Source organism: Streptomyces sp. NPDC057438, assembly GCF_042802995.1.
In the GTDB taxonomy this organism is placed as follows: Bacteria; Actinomycetota; Actinomycetes; order Streptomycetales; family Streptomycetaceae; genus Streptomyces.
On sequence record NZ_JBHVDD010000044.1, the window covers coordinates 25,187 to 43,373 of the forward strand.

At 67.1% G+C, this 18,187-nt stretch carries 8 protein-coding genes and 2 pseudogenes; 4 read left to right on the forward strand and 6 right to left on the reverse strand.

The features are described from left to right. Position 1: 1 nt before the first annotated feature. Genes ACFU5F_RS23495 through ACFU5F_RS23505 form a run of 3 tightly spaced genes read right to left on the reverse strand, consistent with a single transcriptional unit; the run spans position 2 to position 12,676 of the window. Entirely contained in the window at positions 2 to 3,661 is a 3,660-nt protein-coding gene (locus tag ACFU5F_RS23495; RefSeq protein WP_383890518.1) for a beta-ketoacyl synthase N-terminal-like domain-containing protein, read from the reverse strand. Then, positions 3,658 to 10,779 (reverse strand): condensation domain-containing protein, encoded by a 7,122-nt coding sequence (locus ACFU5F_RS23500; protein ID WP_383890520.1) that lies wholly within the window; start codon positions 10,777 to 10,779, stop codon positions 3,658 to 3,660. The genes ACFU5F_RS23495 and ACFU5F_RS23500 overlap by 4 nt, the downstream gene beginning before the upstream one ends. A gap of 52 nt (positions 10,780 to 10,831) precedes the next feature. Beyond that, complete coding sequence (locus ACFU5F_RS23505; RefSeq protein ID WP_383890523.1) at positions 10,832 to 12,676, reverse strand: AMP-binding protein; 1,845 nt, start codon at positions 12,674 to 12,676, stop codon at positions 10,832 to 10,834. Between the two features lie 357 nt (positions 12,677 to 13,033). On the opposite strand from ACFU5F_RS23505, the pseudogene ACFU5F_RS23510 reads away from it, so the two are divergent. Then, a pseudogene (locus tag ACFU5F_RS23510) lies at positions 13,034 to 13,786 on the forward strand (transposase family protein); the annotation flags it as partial. A gap of 281 nt (positions 13,787 to 14,067) precedes the next feature. Here the strand turns inward: ACFU5F_RS23510 and ACFU5F_RS23515 are convergent. Continuing rightward, positions 14,068 to 14,352 (reverse strand): annotated as a pseudogene (locus ACFU5F_RS23515) (transposase family protein); the annotation flags it as partial. 530 nt (positions 14,353 to 14,882) lie between these two features. Between ACFU5F_RS23515 and ACFU5F_RS23520 the strand changes: the two are divergent. Genes ACFU5F_RS23520 through ACFU5F_RS23530 form a run of 3 tightly spaced genes read left to right on the forward strand, consistent with a single transcriptional unit; the run spans position 14,883 to position 16,668 of the window. Next, on the forward strand, positions 14,883 to 16,157 hold the full coding sequence (locus tag ACFU5F_RS23520) for a hypothetical protein (protein ID WP_383890526.1): 1,275 nt from the start codon (positions 14,883 to 14,885) through the stop codon (positions 16,155 to 16,157). An 8-nt stretch (positions 16,158 to 16,165) separates the two neighbouring features. Continuing rightward, complete coding sequence (locus tag ACFU5F_RS23525) at positions 16,166 to 16,336, forward strand: glycosyltransferase (RefSeq protein ID WP_383890528.1); 171 nt, start codon at positions 16,166 to 16,168, stop codon at positions 16,334 to 16,336. Then, the gene (locus tag ACFU5F_RS23530; protein WP_383890531.1) at positions 16,324 to 16,668 is read left to right on the forward strand and encodes a glycosyltransferase family A protein; all 345 of its coding nucleotides are present in this window, start codon (positions 16,324 to 16,326) and stop codon (positions 16,666 to 16,668) included. Before ACFU5F_RS23525 ends, ACFU5F_RS23530 begins: the two co-directional genes overlap by 13 nt. Here the strand turns inward: ACFU5F_RS23530 and ACFU5F_RS23535 are convergent. Further along, positions 16,651 to 17,067 (reverse strand): hypothetical protein, encoded by a 417-nt coding sequence (locus ACFU5F_RS23535; protein ID WP_383890534.1) that lies wholly within the window; start codon positions 17,065 to 17,067, stop codon positions 16,651 to 16,653. The two genes, ACFU5F_RS23530 and ACFU5F_RS23535, sit on opposite strands and share 18 nt — an antisense overlap. A 289-nt stretch (positions 17,068 to 17,356) precedes the next feature. Further along, complete coding sequence (locus ACFU5F_RS23540; RefSeq protein WP_383890537.1) at positions 17,357 to 18,082, reverse strand: ATP-binding protein; 726 nt, start codon at positions 18,080 to 18,082, stop codon at positions 17,357 to 17,359. Positions 18,083 to 18,187: the final 105 nt, after the last annotated feature.

Here is an 18,187-nt window from a genome sequence, read left to right on the forward strand (position 1 = left end):
GTCAGCCTTCCGCTGAGTCCGATGTGCCTGAACGAGAGCTCTGTCGCATGGACAGGCGACTTGTGATGAAGGACGTCTGTCCGCCGATCGTGAGATGTTCGAACAGATCGTCCAGGGAGAACTCGATCTCGAGGCGCTCCTCCAGCAGCGTGAGGAAGCGCAGCATGCTGAACGAGTCGGCGCCTGCATCGAACAAGTTGGCGGCAGGGTCGGCCACCTCGAACCCGAGGACTTCGTCCCACAGTTGACGCACCAGCGACTCCACCGTCCGGTCGTCGAGAACCGGGGCCGGCCGGACGGAGTCATCCGTGCGGGCCTGTGGCGTCAACGGGTCGTCCGCGGTGTCAAGCAGGATTGTTCCGGTCCTCCGATGGGAGTCGAGGATCAGCCGCAGCCCATCGGCCGCGGTGATGCCGGTGGGGACGCCTTTGGACATGCCGAGATCCCGCCAGGTCGGCCAGGCCACGGTGAGGACGGAGGGACCCCCCGCCTGCTGAGCCATGGGCACCATGTTCAGATAGGCGTTGGCTGCCGTGTAATCCGCTGCTGCGGTGTACGGCTTGACAGACGTCAAGGACGAGAACAGCACCAGCCAGCTGCCGTCGCCAAAGCTGTCGAGCAGCCGGATCGTGCCGTCGCGCTTGGCGCCGAGGACTTCGTCCGACACGGCCGGATCCCACTGGTCCAGCCGCTGACCCGTGGCTGCGCCCGCCGCGTGCAGGACGATGTCGACACCCTCCAGGACCTGTTGGCATGCGTCCCGAAGGGCCTGCACCTCCGCCGCGTCGCAGACGTCGGTCTTCCGCAGCCACAGCCTTGTGCTGTGGCTGTTCCCCATGTCGGCCACGTCCAGGAGTCGACTACGGCATCCGCCGATGCTCACGCCGTCCTCGGGGAGTTTCCGCCCGGTGAGGACGACAACATCGTTCAGGCGGGTGGTCAGGATCTCCTCCGCCAGCGCCCTGCCCACCCCGCCGAGACCACCGGTGATGAGCCACCGTAGGCGCGCGGGCGGCCGTGACGGAGGGGTGAGGTCCGCAACGTACTCGGGGATCAGCCGAGTACCCGACCGCCGGGCCACCAGAGGCCGGACCAAGGGCACTTCGTCCCGCACGGCCTCGGCCACAGCCACCGCGTCAACCCCGCGAGGCAGGTCGAGCATGGTCACCGCCGTCCCCCTCGACTCCCGGGGCAGTGTGAGCAGCGGACCAAGCGCCAGTGAACGCGCGGGAGAGGGACAGTCGGCCTCGGTTGCCGCGAACCCCTCGGCCGTGACGTAGACGAAGCGCACCGGGCGGCTGGCGGAAGCCGTACCAAGCAGTCGGCACAGCCGGACGTATTCGGAGCGCTCGTCGGACGTAGCCACCAGCGTAGTCAGATCGATCACGGTCGACGGATCGCTGGCGTCCGCTCCGGGCAGGTCCTCGAGCGTGTCGAGTCGGTCGCAGGTCTCCGTCCCGTTCGGGAAAAGCGGCCTGACCGCACGCTCCACGGCGTCACGGATGGCCCCTGCCGGGCCCACCACCGTGCAGCTGCCGCCGAGCGTCGCGGGCGGCTCCTGGGACTTCGGCGCGACCGTCCACCGGATCGTGTGCGGACGTCCGGTCGCCGTCGACGTGGCCAGCTCGCTGGTCCGGGATCCGGTGAGCGGCCAGTGCCGGAGCCGGTCGAAGGGGTACGTGGGCAGTGCCGTCTTCTGGCGCAGCCGCGTGTGCAGCTGCCGCCAGTCGACGTCGTGGCCGGCTGCCCACGCATCAGCGATCGAAGCGAGCACCCGCTCGGCCGGGCTTCTCCCGCCGAGCGAGTAAGGGCCGGCCGTGGTCACCTCGGCCCTCCTGGCCGCATCGGCGAGTTCAGCCAGTTCAAGGCTCCCTGCCACGGCGCTCAAGACCAACCGCGCTTCCGCCGAGCCAGCCGTCGGCTCGATTCCGAGCCGGTGCAGCAGGTGGGCCCAGGCGTATCCAAAGGCCCAGTCCTCGGGCAGTCCGGCTTCCGTACGAGCCATGTCGTAGGGCGCTCGTAGCCCGTCAAGCGCGGCGACCGCCTCCTGAACGTTCCACCCGTCGGCCATGGCCGGATGCCACGCGAAGGCCAGCTGCGCGGGCAGGACGTCCGTGGCACCCTGCGGTTCCTCCGCGAGGTCGGCGAGGGCGGTGACGGCGGCCTGAGGGGTGTTCGCGATCACATAGCAGCGGCGGGGAAGTTGGCGCCGCCCGGTCTGGAGAACGTATCCGACGTCGTCGAGGCAGACCCCGTCACCGTTCCGGTCGAGGTGGTCCGCCAGTCGTCGGCACTGTTCGCGCAGGGACCAGCCGCTCATGGCCGATATCGGCAACAGCACGGGGCCACCGTTTGTGCGCTCCAACGGCAACGTGTCGGGAGGACTGCTCACCACGACATGTGCGTTGGTGCCGCCGAACCCGAGGGAGGACACACCGCCTCGTACGGGTGTGCTTTCCGGGAGCCGTACAGTCTTGGCGCTCACCTCGATGGCGGTGGACGCGGCGAGGGCGTCGCACGGGGAGTCGAAGTTGGCCTGCGGCGGGATACTGCGCCGCGAGGCGACAAGCGCGGCCTTGATCAGACCCACGACGCCCGCAGCCGCGTCCAGGTGGCCCAGATTGGCCTTGATGGACCCGATGCGGCAGGGTTCGCTGCGTGCGTCGGCGCCGAAGACGCGTTCCAGCGCTCTGATCTCGACGGGATCACCGATGGCGGTCCCGGTTCCGTGTGCCTCGACGAATTCGATGTCGCCTGGGGACAGACCGGCCGCACGCAGGGCGTCTCGGATCACCGAGGCGTGACCGTGCACGCTGGGGGCGGTGAAGCCGGCCTTCTGGTGTCCGTCGTTGTTGACCGCGCTGCCCAGGACGAGCGCCATGACCTCGTCCCGGTCGGCGATCGCGTCCGAGAGCCGTTTCAGGACCACCGCGGCGGCCCCGTCGCCCCGTGCCGATCCGGACGCCTGGCTGTCGAACGGCCGGCAGCGGCCGTCAACCGAGCCGATGCCGCCCTGCTGGTAGAGGTATCCGCGCTCGGCCAGCAGGTCGAGGGCGCTGCCGCCGGCCACTGCGATCCGGCACTCCCCCGCGAGCAGTGCCCGGCACGCCAGATGGACGCTGACCAGAGAACCGGAGCAGGCGGACTGTGCGGACAGACTCGGCCCTCGTAGGTCCAAGGCGTACGACAGCCGGGTGGCGAGGAAGTCCGGGTCGTTGAGCAGCCAGACGGTCGGATCGTCGGCGGCTGTCTCGTGCCCCAGTTCTCTCAGCAGGAGTGTCATATACATGTTCATGCCGGCACTCGCGAAGACCCCGATGGGTCCGTCGTCCGGGTGCCCGGCACAGCCCGCGCGTTCTAGCGCTTCCCAGGCCACTTCCGCGAACAAGCGGTGCTGAGGATCCAGCAGGGCGGCTTCACGGTCGGTCAGCCCGAACAGCTTGGCATCGAACTCCTTGTAGGTGGTTCCGACACCATGGGTGCCGAGAACATAGTCGGGCCGATGCACCTTGGTCGCGTCGGCGCCCGCCGCGATGGCCGCCTCGGGTGTGACGGCGGTCATCTCGTCCCGGCCGGCCAGCAGGTTCTCCCACAGTTCCTCTGGGGTGTCGGCGCCGGGCACACGGCAGGCCATCCCGACAATGGCAATCTTGTCCGTCACACGTCAGCCCTCCTGGATTCGCGGTTCTGCATCGGGTTCGACTCGCTCTCCAGCGCCTCGACCAGAGCACGCACGGTGGGGAACTCGAAGAAGTGCGTGATGGGGAAGGCCAGGCCCAGTTCAGCGGTGAGCCTTTGACGCGCCTCGACGAGCAGGATGGACCGAGCGCCGATGTCGAAGAAGTTCGCGTCTGGGTGCACATCCGGCACGCCCAGCAGATCCGCCAGTATCTTGCGTACTTTCGACTCGCGCGTGTCCTCGGTGGCGTCAGGCTCCTGGGGTGCCGCCTCTTCGGCCTCGGGGAGCGCGATTCGGGGCCCGATCAGTTCTGCGGCGGAGGCCCTCGGCTCCGTCGCCAGTCTGCCCAGGTTCTCCACAAAGCGGGTCAGCAGCGTGGCCGCTGTGGGGCGCCCTACCACAGTGCGGTCGAAGACCAGCTCGACCGACACCGTGGGCCCGGAGTCGTCGACCACCAGGGTCATCGGCTGTCCAGTGCGCGTGACCGTCCGTGCGGAGAGGACGCGGATCGCGTGGGGTTCCGCGGAGTGCTCAGGTCTGGCGTAGTTCTGGAAGACGAAGTGGTTGTCGTACAGGCGGCCGCGTAGGCCCATGTACCGGCGTATCGCTGTCTCGCCGACATACCCGAAGTACTGGCCGTCCGCGACCTCGTACTGGAACTCGCCGAGCCAGTCGGCCACGGAGTGTCCGGGTTCGATACGGCAGAACATCGGCACCGTGGTCACGTGCATGCCCACCACTGGACCGTCCCCGTCGGTCTCAGGTTCGTGGCTCACGCTGGTGCCGACCACCGCGTTGTGCCTTCCCGAGGCGGCCATCAGCACCAGAGACCATGCCGCCAGGCAGATCGTGCCCACGGTGATCCCGTGCTCCGCCGCGGCGTGGCGCAGAATGCCGAGGGTCTCCGTGTCGAGGTTGCGTCTGACGACATCCAGCTCGCGCCCGATGGCGCTCGGCAGCGGGCGATCCCCGAACAGGAGGAGTGGACGTGCCCCCTTGCCGGCCCGGGAGGCCCAGTGTCTTTCGGCGGCGGTGTCGTGACGGGCCTGCTGCGGCACTTGCTGTGCGGACGGGAGGCGCTGCGGCTCCCGGGCCGGCTCTGTGGGCCCCGTGCCGGTCCGTTCCAGAACGGCCGCGAGCAGCGCCCAGGATCCGGCGCCGTCCAGAACCGCGTGATGATGTGTCCAGACCAGGCTGGTCAGTTCGGCTGAGCGGAGAAAGAGACCCCAGCGCACTGCCGGCGGACGACTCAGATCGAAGCCCGCCTCCAGATCCTCGTTGGCGTACCTGTCGATTCTGCGCAACTGCTCACGTGTGGGCAGACCAGTGAGGTCCTCGATGTACACCTGGGGAGGAACCCGGGGATCCACTCGGCGACGCGGTTCTCCGCTGTCCAGGTGAAAACTGGAGCGCAGCAGTTCATGGCGCTGCGTCTCCGCCTCGACCGCCGACCGGAAGCGCTCTGGATCGAGCCGTCCGCCGAGGGTGATCACCGTGTGCTCTACCCCGACCAGGGAATCGGGCCGTGCCGCGGTGTGGAGCACCATGGCTGCCTGGGTCGGCGTGACCTTCAGGTCTTCCACCGAGTGCTCGTCCCTGACCTGGCGGGTCACGGCGGACACCAGCAGACGCCCGAGTTCCCTCGCCTCCTCATCGGATACGCGGCTGCTGTCGACGGCGTAGCGGATTGCAAGCTCCTCGGTCCAGGGATTGCCCTCCACCACCAGGTCGAGGGCGTACGCGGACACGTTGGTCTCGGCGACGTCTTCGCCCAGCAGCTCGGAGGCCACGTCGGCATCGGCCACGGTGAAGTGGTCGTAGCCCCCTCGTGACCGCCTGCCGAGGTACGTGAAACAGACTTCCGCGGGACTGGGCGGCAGCGGTTCCTGGCCCAGGAAGCGGTGGGCGAGGAAGCGGGTGCCGTCGGACGCCAGGTCGCGCAAGGTGTGCCGCACGTCCTCGGCGGTCGACCGTTCGCCGAGTAGCACGGGATGGGTCGCGGCCAGCCAGCCGAGCAGGTTGGAGGCGTTGTCGTCGAGCGCGTCCCGGCCGTGGACCTCGCGGTCCACCATCACCGCGGGGACCGATTTCCAGCGTGTCAGGGCCTGACCCACGGCGGCGAGAAGCAAAGCCTCGGCACCGTCCGTACGGCCGGTGCGACCGGGACGTACGCGGGGAACGGTTTCGGTGAACCATCTCAGGCGCCCGTCGCCGTTGGTCGGCTTCGCAAACAGTGGGTGCACCGGTGAGGCCAGCTGCCGACGCCACATCTCATGTTCCCTGGGCGCCTCGCGTACAGCGGAGCGTAGCCGTACCACCCATTGCCGCACGGTACGGCCGGGCGGCTCAGCGGTGTGCGGGCGGTGCAGCCAGGAGTCGAGCCCGTCCAGCAACATGTTCCAGGAAACCGCATCGACGATCAGATGATGGGCGAACAACGCGACTCGTTCCCGGCCGGTCGCGTCGTGTCCCGTGACGACCCGGAACACGGTTGGATCCTGATCCGAGATCTCTTGACGTGCGGATTCCACGGCGTGCTGCCATGCCTCGTCCCCGTCGTCCGCGTTGATCACGCGTGGTTCCGGAGCACCGTGCGCTCTCAGGACCGTCTTGAGCCCCTCGCACAGACGCACCGTGTCGCATCCGGCCGCCGGGCTCAGCAGCACGGCCTGCTGGTAGTGCGCGGGATCGGGAAAGTTCTGCTCGCGGAACCATTGAGCCATCGGTGTCGATGCCCAGTCAGCCGGGTTCCTTTCCTCCTGGTCCGGTTCGGGCCTGCCGGACGGTTCCGGGTCTGTACTGCGGGGAACGGCGTGTTCCGAGGCACTCAGGGCGTCCCGGAGCGCGCCGAGCGTCTGGTTGCGGAAGAGCAGGGCAGGACCGATGGAGTACCCGAGTGCCCCGAGTCGAGCGACGAGTCGAAGAGCGAGGATTGAGTCGCCGCCGCAGGCGAAGAAGTTGTCGGTGTCCCGGGCGCCGGACTGCCCGAGCAAGGCACACCATGCCTCCGCCACTGGATCGTCCGGTCGCCCGTGCCCCGGATCGTCGGACCGGAGGGTAACGGCGCCTCGCGCCGCAAGTCCCGCGAGCGGACGGCGCGCCAGCTGGCCATCGGAGGATCGGGGAAACCGTTCGAGCACCAGAGAGGAGGTCGGCACCGACTCGGCTGTCAGTACCGCTGCCGCGGCCCCGACCACCTCGTCCAGCAGTGCCGTCAGTGATTCGCGGCGCAATGGATCGTTCGGCCGACGGTTGCCGGCGGTCCATGCGGTGCAGGGTGAGAAGAACCCCGCCTCCGTCAGGAGCGCCCCGCTCGAGGCGCTGCGCGCGTCACGCCGGACGAAGGTCACATCCACCCGGCTGCTGTCTTCGGCATAGGGCAGCAGCACCTGGTATCCGTGCTGTGCAGCGGTCACGTACCACTCACGCCACACGCCGACCTCATCGACGGGCCCGCCCGACGCCGGCGGAAGAAGCGAAGCAAGCCCCGACTCGGCGTAATCACGTGTCAATTTCCTCAAGACTGAGCCGAGTTGGGGAAGCGGTCGGTTGGGTATGACGACCAGGTCGTGTGCCGCGGCAAGGGCGCGCTCGAGCTCTGCCTCATCCGGAGGACAGATCACCGGGGTCCCCGCCTGCTCCCAATCGCCGTAGAAGAGGCGTGCGTCGAACCGGTAACGGTTCAGCTCGCCCTCGGGCCAGGGGGGACGAGCGAACGTCTCCGCGCCGACGGGGGCGGACGTCCCGCGGCCGGCGGAAGCGAACCAGCGAGGAGGAATCAGCAGCTCCTCCTCACGGTTGACCAGCGTCTCGATCTCCGCGATCAACTCCACGTCGTCCCGTGGAGTGGTGTCGGCGAGTACCTGTTCCCGGTACAACGCCCGGACGAGGTCTGGATTGCGCACGTCACCGACATGAACCACGGCACGTTCGGCGAACAGCGGTGCCAGCGCGTCCAGGAGAGTTTCCAGATACTCAACGGAAGGGAAGTACTGGGCCACGGAGTGGATGACGACCGCGTCGAAGCGACCCTGTACACCCAGGCGCCTCAGTTCGTCGGCACTGCCGAGGAAGAGCTCCACATGGGCGAGATCGGGACGCAGGTCCCTGATCGTCCGCTCGACGTGATCGAGAGCCGACTTGGACACGTCGAGCCCCACGTAGCGCTCGCAGTCGGCTGCCAACTGGAGCAGGAGCATTCCGGTGCCGCAGCCGATCTCAAGAACGCGTCGGGGCCGGAAACGCCGGATTCCCGCGACAGCGTTGTCCGCCCAGCTCCTCATCACACGTGCCGACAGCTGAGTCCGGTGGATCGCACTGGTCCATCCGCTGATGTTGAGCAGCGGGTCACCGTCGGCGTCGTAGTCGTTGACCGCCTCGTCGTCGTGGACTGCCGACCAGTCGCGCACTCGGGCGGCGTCGCCGACTCGTCTGTTCCGCCGGTCTACGTCGGGCACCTCCAGTACGGCGACGAGCTCACCATCGGCGCGGGGGACGACCAGAGCGTCGGCCACCTGGGGATGCGCGGTCAGCGCCCGCTCAATGCCGTCCGGGTCGACCAGGACACCGCGGCGCTTGAATTTCCGGTCGATCCGCCCGAGCAACACCACGTCCCCGTCAGGAAGTACCCGTGCCGCGTCTCCTGTGCGAAGGAGCGAGCCAGGCTGCGATGCCGGCCAGGAGACGGCCGCTCCGCCCAGCACAAGACGTCCCGGTTCACCGGGTGCCACGGGTTGCTCGTCCTCGTCGAGCACGAGCAACTCGACGTGACCGAGTGGTCGGCCGATGGGCAGCCGTTCCGTTTCGTTCGTAATGGCGAAGTCCGTCAGATCGCGAACGGCCACGGTCACGGTGCCTTCCGAGACGCCATAGGCGTGCAGCAGTTGGACGCCGTCGTAGCCGAGGTTTCGCCAGCGAAGCACAGAGGCGGGACGCAGTGGCTCGCTGCCGAGTACCACCAGACGCAGTGGCAGCGCGGAGCCCGGTGCGACATCGGCACGCGGACGCAGTTCCTCGGCCATCCGATGCCAGAAGGAGGACGGAAGGTTGGCCACCGTAATGCCATGGCCGCGGACGAAGGAGATGAATCCTTCCGGTTCGGCTGCGAGCTCCGGAGGGGCGACCACGACAGTGCCACCGGCGAGCAACGTGGGCACCACCTCTTCGACGGCCACGTCGAAGCCGGTCGCCGCGAAGTGCAGAACTCGGTCGTCCGGTCCCAGCCGGAATGCATGGCGCACCGCGTCGAGGTAGGCGGCGAAAGCACGGTAGGAGACGGCTACTTGCTTGGGTGCGCCGGTTGAACCGGAGGTGTGGACGATGTAAGCCGTGTCTTCGGCCGCCTCGCCATGGTTGTTCCGCCCGGCAGCTGAGGGCAGGGATCGGACCAAGTCCTGCCAGATATCGGCGTCGCTGCCGACAATCGCGGCGGGGCAGAGCCCTCGGACCACGGAGTCGAGCCCTTCGGCGGTCATGCGCTCGTCGAGTGGGCAGTAGGCGGCGCCCAGAAGGAAGATCGCGAGCATCCGCACGACCCCGTCGGCCGACCGGGGAGAAGCAACGACTACATTCCGGCCGGGCTGGGCACCCGCAGCGGCCAGTTCCGCCATGGCTTCGTCGACCTCGGCGAGCAATTCGGCACAGTTCCAGGTCCTACCGCCTGCGACAAGGGCCGACCGTGCGGGATCCTGAGCCAGGGCATGACGAAGGGCTTCGGGTACCCGTCCCCTGGATCGTGGCGTGTGGGCGGCTGGGGAGGGATCCACAGCGCTGACGCCCTTGTCCGTCAATGGGGTTGCGGAGGCGGGCGCCACTCCGCACACCTCTTGCAGTGCATCGAGGAACGCGCGCTCGATCTCATGAACGGCGCCTAGATCCAGTGCTTCCGTGGCGTACTCAAAGGTGCATTCGAATCGCTGTCCATCGTCGTAGATGTCGAGACTCAGCGTGAATTGGGTAGTTCCCTTGTCCACGTGCCTGAACTCGCATACGGCACCGGGGAGGGCGAGTCGCTGGTCCGCTGCGTTCTGTTGCTGGCAGGTGACGTCGAACAGCGGGTTCCGGCGCATGTCCCGCGTCGGGCTGATGTGCGAGACGATGCTCGCCAACGGCACCGCCTGGTGATCGAAAGCATCCAGCGCAGCTGCCCGCACGGCCTCCACGACGCTGTCCGGGCCGGCGTCCGGCGGGAACACAGTACGTATCGGCAGGGTGTTGGCGAAGAAGCCGACGGCCTGCTCCAGACGCTGATCCGTTCTGCCAGCGATCGGGCAGCCTATGGTCAGGTCGTCCTGCGACGTACGGCGGCCCAGTGCCACGCGCAAGGCCGACAGCATGATGATGAACGACGAGCACCGCCTCCGGGCAGCCTCACGGCGCACCGAGAGCGCGAGCCCTTCCGGGACATGAAAGGTGTGGAGGGCACCGGCCGCTCCGACGAAACGATCCTGCCCAGCCACCTCCGCATTTCCGGGCGGGGGTGTGAGCTGACCGGCCCAGTATTCGAGGAGGCCGGCGGGATCTGTGGCGGGGCCGGCGTCCGTGACTGTGTCCAGCGGAGAGACCGTCGGCGGGAGCTGAATTGCGGAGGGCTGTCCTTCGGCACCGTACAGGGCGGACAACTCGTCGAAGAGAATGCCGACCGACCAGGCGTCGATGACAATGTGGTGAAACACCAGGATCAATGTGTGATCCGCGACGCCTCGACGTATCAGGATTGCACGGATCAGCGGCGGATGTGTCAGATCGAACACCCGACGCGCGGCGTCCTCGGCGAACTCCCGCACTCGCGCGTCCGAGTCGGCATGCACGCGCTCGACCGACCAGCCCTGGGACGCTCCGACCCATTGGACGACCGAGCCCTCGTCGTCGAGACGGAATCCGGTGCGCAGCGCTTCATGTCGGTCGACCAGAACGCCGAGGCAGTCGCTCAGACGGCTCCCGTCGAGCGGCCCGCGTATGCGAACGCTGATGGCCACGTTGTAGAAGGGGTTGTCCGGTAACAGACTTTGCAGGAGATACAACTGCGCCTGATTCGGCGTGGCCTGGGCAGACCTGATCCACCCGGGCGCCTCGGTTCCGGATACTGAGTCGGCCGTCACTGTTCCCGTCCCTCCGAATCGTCGAAGGCCTTTGGCCCGCTTCTCGAAGACGTCAGTCCCGTCGCTTCCGCAACGCCGCTTCAATCTGTGCGGTGAGGCCGCGCACCGTCGCATCCTCGTAGAACTGACGGAGCGGCACCGCGATACCGAACGCGTCGGTGACACGGGACAGCACCTGAGTGGCCCGGAGTGAGTGGCCACCGAGGTCGGTGAAGTGCGTGTCCGGATCCACGGCAGTGAGTTTCAGAACGTCTGCCCAGATCGCCCTGACCCTCTCGAGGACAACCTGCTGGTCCGCCTCAAGGCCGGCGGTTGCGCTGCCTCCGGCAGCATCCGGTGCCGAGTCCGCCGTGGTGGAGCCCGTGAACCTCGGCGGTCGTGCGAGTTCGGCAGCCTGTTTGCGGTCGATCTTGCCCCTGTCGGTCAGGGGTAGTGCATCGACGACGACGGCCCTGCCAGGCACCATGAAGTCGGGCACGTGCTTGCGGACATCGAGCAGGATGTCCGCGGCGTCGGCTGTGGCACCTGCCGTGACAGTCAGCAGCACGACCAGTTCATCGTCCGCTTCTTCACGCAGGTACATGGCATGAGCGTCGTCGACAGTCTCCAGCGATCTGCACAGGTGCTCGACCTCACTCAGTTCGACCCGGAATCCGCGGATCTGAACCTGTCGGTCACGGCGTCCCACGAGGACGTAGGAGCCGTCATCGCGGCAGCGGGCGAAGTCGCCTGTACGGTATGCGCGCACGCCTGCGACGCCTGTGGACGCCGGCAGCATGATGAAGCGCTCGGCGGTCGCAGCAGCGTCGTTGACGTATCCAGCGGCGAGTCCCTCTCCGGAGACGTACAGTTCGCCGGTCTCACCGGGACGCACCGGCCTCAACTCGTCGGTGAGGACACGGACTTCGGTTCCGCGCAGCGGCTCTCCCAGCGGAATCGGCGACATGGGGGCGATCTCGTCGTCTGCTCGGTAGAGCGTGGTGAAGACCGTGTTCTCCGTGCATCCGTAGCAGGCCACCAACTCGCCGCCGAGAGCGGCACGGGCGATACTGAACTGCTCCGGCGGTACGGTGTCGCCGCCGCACATCACCAGGCGCGTCTCGGAGAGGGCGGAGACATGCCGCGGGACGAACTGCCGGAAGAGCCCGGCGGTGAGGTGGACGACGGTGGCGCCGGATCGCTCGACAATGTCGGCCAGGCTGGCCAGCGACATCCTTCGCTCGTCCGGTATCACCAGGTCGGCACCGCCGTCGAGGGCCGCCCACAACTCCCAGAGGAAGGCTCCGAACCCGGGGTGAGCGAGCATCAGCAACCTGTCGTCCCGGCGTAGCCGAATCAGATCGCTGCCCCGCACGAGATGGGCGATCGCCTGCGGTGTCATACCGACCAGCCGCGGCGTCCCGGTCGTGCCTGACGTGCTGATGAGGCAGGCTGCGCCAGCGGCCTGCGCATGGGCTGCCTCGCCGGTCCGCCGGGCCGGGTCCGTCAGCATCCGCACAGCAAGGAACTCCGGCAGACGCCGCGTATGACCGGACTGCTCCAAAAGCACCACGGCACCGGACAGTTCGAGTGTTCTGAGACGATGCGACTCCGGCCATTCCGGGTCGATGTAGACATAGCACATTCCCGCGGAGATCGCTGCCAAGACCGCCGTGACAAGCGCGGGCCCGGGTGGGGCACTGATGCCCACTACGCTTCCCTTGGCCACGCGTTGCGCTCTGAGGGACTGGGCCACTTCCATCGCGATGTCCATGAGTATGGAATACGGGACCGTTTCCCCGCGATGGGTGACCCCATTGCCGTCGGCCGCTGACGCCATGACAGCCATCTCAAGCAGTTCGGCGCCGACGGGCGGCTCCCCCTCCTCGACGGCGAGTCGATCCAATAAAGCCACCATCACCCCTCTCCTTGCAGCGGATTAAACATAGAAAATTGACGAAGGCGTTAATTGCCCACGCGTTGCCGATCATGGATTTCGACCATGACAACACACGGCAGACGAACCGCGCAAGGCCACGGCCGTTTCAAGATCCATGAGGTAGTCCGAGAATGCTGAAGGGGCGGTTCATATGGCGGCCGGCCCAGCGGGTGGCTTCGGTGATTCCGGTGTGGCCGGCGAGCCGGCAGGGCCCCGGCGTTTGCCCGGATCGCCCCGGCCTGGGCAGGTTGATCATGCTGGCGGGCCCCGGAAGCAGATGAACACGGCACCTGTGGATCATGGAGTTCTCTACGCTGCAAGATCCACGAAGGTGCCGTGTTCGTTCCTCCATCATCCCCTGCCGTCGTTCCCGTCTCTCCGGCGCCCCGCCTGGAGGCCCTCGGCTCGGATGCTGCGCGAGGCCAAGTCCGCGGCCTGGTTGCCGAGTTCGAGTCGGTCACCGATCCTCGCGGGGCGTGCGGGGTGCGCTACCGGGTCTCCTCGCTGCTGGCCCTGGTGGTCTGTGCGATGACCCCGGCGGGCCATGACTCCATCACCGCGGCGGCGGAGTGGTGCCGACGTGCGACGCCGGAGGAACTGGCCGCTTTCGGTCTGCCCTACCATCCGTTGCGCGGCCGCTACCGGATCCCGAGCGAGAAGACCTTGCGCACCGTTCTGGGGCGGCTCGATCCCGGTGAGGTCAGCGCGGCCGGCTACGACCACCTGCGGCCCCTGCTGTCCACGGTGTCCCACTCTCCCGAGCCGCTCATGCCCGACGGCGGCATCGAACGCGAACAGCGCCGCGCCCACCGGGCGGCCGCCCGCGCCGAACCGGTGCGCTCCCGGCGGCGGGCGATCGCGGTGGACGGCAAGTGCCTGCGCGGCGCGAGGCGCCCGGACGGCAGCCGGGTCTTCGTGCTCTCCGCCGTCCGGCATGGCGACGGCATCACCCTCGCCTCCCGCGAGATCGGCGCGAAGACCAACGAGATCCCCGAGTTCCAACCCCTGCTCGACCAGATCGACGACGCGGATCTCGCGGGGGCGGTCGTTACCGCGGATGACTTATGCCGACGTCGGCATAAGGCATCCGCGGTGATCACCACTCCTTCCACGGGCAGCGGCTCCAGCAGTTCGCGGAACATCGGGATCTCGTTGCTCTTGGTGTCCATCTGCACTTGTCCCAGGACGAGTTGGCGTCCGTGTTCCATGGCCACGAGCAGGCGCAGGGCCTTGCCGTCGGTGTCCTTCGCGCCGCGGACGGCCTTGCCGTCGACCGCCCAGGCCGACAGCGCCGTTGTCTCCTCGCCTTCCTCGTCGTCCTCGTCTGCCGGTGGTTTTTCCAGGGCCGCCTGGTCAGCCAGCCACGCGCCGACGGCGGCGTCCAGTGCCTCGGCATCCGCGCCAGTCAGCACCCTCCAGATCGTGCTGGCCGACGGCGGGCCGGCCACGATCCGCGCGGCTTCGCAGCGGCGGTAAAGGTCCTGGCACCAGTCGGGCGGCACGTCCGCGACCCAGCTGCCGATCGCGGCGAACGACCGTATGCCCGCCACGACCGACGAAGCCGCCAGGGCGAGCACCGCCGCCACCGGATACAGCCGCCCCTGGTCCCGGCGCCCGTCCCCGACCTCACGCAGCCGTTCCAACAGGTCCGTCATGCCCTGCCGGTCCACCGCGACCGGCGGCAACTCCTCCAACGACGACACCAGGGCAGCGAATGAACCACATGTGTTCTGTGGGATGGCAGACTCAGTCAGCAACGGAGCTCCAGCACGGACGAGTTGGCGTGAGAACCCTCGTTCTACTGGAGCTCCGCCCTCGTCAGCAGGGCAACACGCCGCCCGCGCACCTCAACTCAGCCGCCAGCCCGCGATCTTGAAACGGCCGTGCCGCGCAAGGCCGACTCAAAGTTTCGAAACTTTCGACAGGGGGTGTTGCGCCTGTCGGGCGCATCGGCCTACTTTGCTGGTAACCGAAGGCACACTTGTGCAGCTCATCCAGGACATGTAAAGCTCTCGCTTTTCACGCATCTGATTTTTTTCCTGCACATCACGCCTTACGTTTGCCTGCTCTTTACAGCTGAAAGGTTTGGGATCGGATGACCGGGGGCAATATTCGACGTCTGAGATTACGCGTCTCTGGGGGCAGCGCTCGATCGGGAGGTCTCACATGGGCCCAGCGTGACATCTTGAACTACCGACGGATCACGCCCACAGGAGAGGAAGAAAACCTGGACCTCCAGGCGGTAATAGCCATACCTGGGTTCAGCCTGGAGGCGTGTACAGAGGCGGTGCGCAGAGTGGTGCGGCGACACGAATCGCTGCGGACGCTGTACGTCATGGACCACGGAATGCCCCCCTCTCAGAACGTCCAGGCCGATGTGGTGATCCATGCACTCGTAGACACCGCCCCAGGACCACAGGCCCCGAGCGGTGGCAACAGGCTGCTGGCCATGCTCACCCGCAGTAGCATCGACACCCGGACCGAGCCTCCGATCCGGGTAGGCTTTTCCGCGGACGCCGAGGGCGTAAGGCAAGTCGTTGTGGTTGTGTCACGTATGGCCGTCGACGGCTGGGGATACGAGAACCTCCTGCGGGAACTTCTGCGGGAGGCCCGACACCCGAATGAGGAAAAAGCGGATACCGCCCAGGTATTTCAGCAACTCGACCAGTTCACTTGGGAGCAGTCCACCCACGGAAAACGGCGAGAAGAGGCTGCTATCGCCTACCGGGCCGCAACTGTCGGGCAGGTCACAGGTGCACGCCCGCAGCAAAAAAAGGCTATGTTCACCGATGGCTCCGTGCGGCACGGTGGGGTTTCCCTCGGCCTGGAGGCTCAAGCAGCACTCTCAAGTCTGTCAAAAAGATATTCCGTCAGTACGTCGACACTCCTGCTTGCCGCTTTCGCGCTGGAATCTTCGAAGGCTCTCGATCTCAACGACTTCCTCATCATGCTACACAGCGCCAACCGATTCGATCCCTTGCGTATGAGATCTGTGACGCGCCTCAAGTCGACCACTCTGCTCCCCTGCCGGAACGAACCAAGCAGGAGAAGCTTCGAGCAACTAGCGGCCGAGATGAGGGACTTTTCGATGACCGCATACTGGAATTCCCAGCTCTCTCCGGAAATCCACGTGAGCCTCATGGACAGCCGGGCAGCAGGCTGGCGGACCGGAAACCCTCTGATCATGCAGTTCAATGACAGGCGCGTACTGTCCGAAATGCCAGAAGAGGATTCCTCAAGTCCCCCATCGGATATCCCTGTATTCCCGGACACTCCGGCCGTCGCGCCCGAGGCGGTCCGCCATTCGGAGGACGCCACTCTCGATCTGGCTGTCGATCCCTGTGTCAGAACCGGAGGCGTCGCACTGCAGTTGGAGACCAACCTGCTCTCCGAGCAGGGGGTCACAGATCTGCTCTCTGGTATTCGTAAAACGGTTCTCAAGGCTTCCAGAAAGGACTGACGCGGCCCATGGCAGTTGCGGTCATCATCCCCGTCCGTAACGGTACCGACCATATCGACAAGGCCCTGGCGTCGATCGTGACCCAGACCGTACCGGTCGATCAGGTGGTCGTCGTCGACGACGGGTCGGAGGACGACACCTGTGAACGGGCAAGACGCCGGGACGCGTGCTGCCGCTGACGGTGATAAAGAGCGAGCCCAAGGGAAGATGGCACGCACGGCATCTCGCCGTCGAAGCCGCGGGCACCGATCTCGTCCTCCAACTCGACTGCGATGACATGCTATTGCCCGGGGCTGTCGCGTCCATGATCAAGGTGTACACGCATCGGCCGGGGCTTGTCGCGCCACGGCGGCTGATGCTGGTCGAGGGAGAGACTGAGGACATTCCACGTGTCATTGCGGAGCGTCTGCCAGAGTCTGGCGATCAGTACGCCCGCATGCTGGTGCGCAACTACATCGGCGTCGGCTGCCTCTACAGCAGGGACACGGCCGTTTCAAGATCCATGAGGTAGTCCGAGGATGCTGAAGGGGCGGTTCATATGGCGGCCGGCCCAGCGGGTGGCTTCGGTGATTCCGGTGTGGCCGGCGAGCCGGTGGGCGCCGATGGCGAGGTTGCGCAGGGTGGCCATAACTCGTGGGCCGGTGCCAGCGTGCGCGCGGGAGGCGTCCTCGGCGTAGAGGGTGTCGCGGATGAAGTGCAGGGTTTCGATGGACCACTGGCCCGAGCACAGGTGTGACAGTGCGCGGGCTCCTGCCCGCTGGGCGGTCAGGCTGGTGACGCCCAGGACCGCTACGGCGCTGATGAGCCTGCCGTGCAGGTCGCTGACGTAGCGTTCGAGCAGGAAGACCTGCTTGACGTGCGGGAAGGGGAGATGGGCGGGTGCGGGCAGGACCTGCATGGTGCGGCGCACACTGCGGCCGTGTCCGCGCCGGGTCTCCTCGTAGCCGATCGGGGTGTCCCGCCAGTGGGGCGAGGGGGTGCGGGCGCGGATGTCCGGGGGCGCGGGCGGCGGACGGCTCGCTCACTCATCGTGTAGTGGAGCTGTTCGAGCCTGAACACGCACCACTGGCAGGCTTGGAGGGCGAAGGTCTCGCCTGCCACGGTGATGTCGCCGATCTCCGTCACGGGAAGTCCGGTCCGCTCGCACCTGAAGCGGCTCCCGCCTTGCCAGTCGAACCGGCTCCACAGCTCGGCGGGCTTCAGTCCCATTCCGGCTCCTCGTCCGCGAGGTGGGGCAGGGGGGTTCCGCCGACCAGGGGCACGAAGCGCACCGGACGGGCGTGCCACACGAACTTGTACGGGCCGGCCGAGAGGGGGAGTGTGAACTCCTCGCCGTTCTTGAGGGCTTCGGCGGGCTCGCGCCATCCGTCGGACAGCCAGTCCCAGACGTAACCGGCCACCGACGCGTCGATGGCTGAGGCGATGACGCGCATCTGGATGCGAGCCCAGCGGATCGCGCGGTCCGGCGTGGGCATGGCCGCGAGCGAGAGTTGCCTGCCGTCCTCCTGGTGCCACTCGCACCAGAACCCCGACTTGGGCACCACCGGTTCCGGTACGGCGATGGTGCACCACGTGAGTGTGCCGTCCTCGCTGGTCCCCCAGTCCTCGGCGAGGGCTTCGACGATCAGCAGGCCGCGACCGCTCTCCTCGTCGGCGGCCGGTCTCTTCACCTGCGGTCGGCCCGGAGTTCCGTCAGCCACCTCGATGCGGACCTCGCCCCGCCAGTACGAGACGGAGATGCTGACGTCCTCCGTCTCGCCGTACCGGACGGCGTTGGTGACCAATTCGCTGATGAGCAGGTTGGCTGTGTCGATGCAGGAGCCGATCTCCCACAGCCGGAGGTGAGCGGCACTGATCCGGCGCAGTTGCCCTACTCGCTGCGGTGCGCGGGTGCAGGAGACGACGAAGCGAGCTGGCTGGTCCATGTCTCTCCCCGGACCGTGTACCTGCGGAACCCTTCCCTGCGGCGGAACAGCACTGGCTGTGCCGCCGGAAGCGCTCCGTAATCTCCCGCGCGTCGCCTCGGGAGC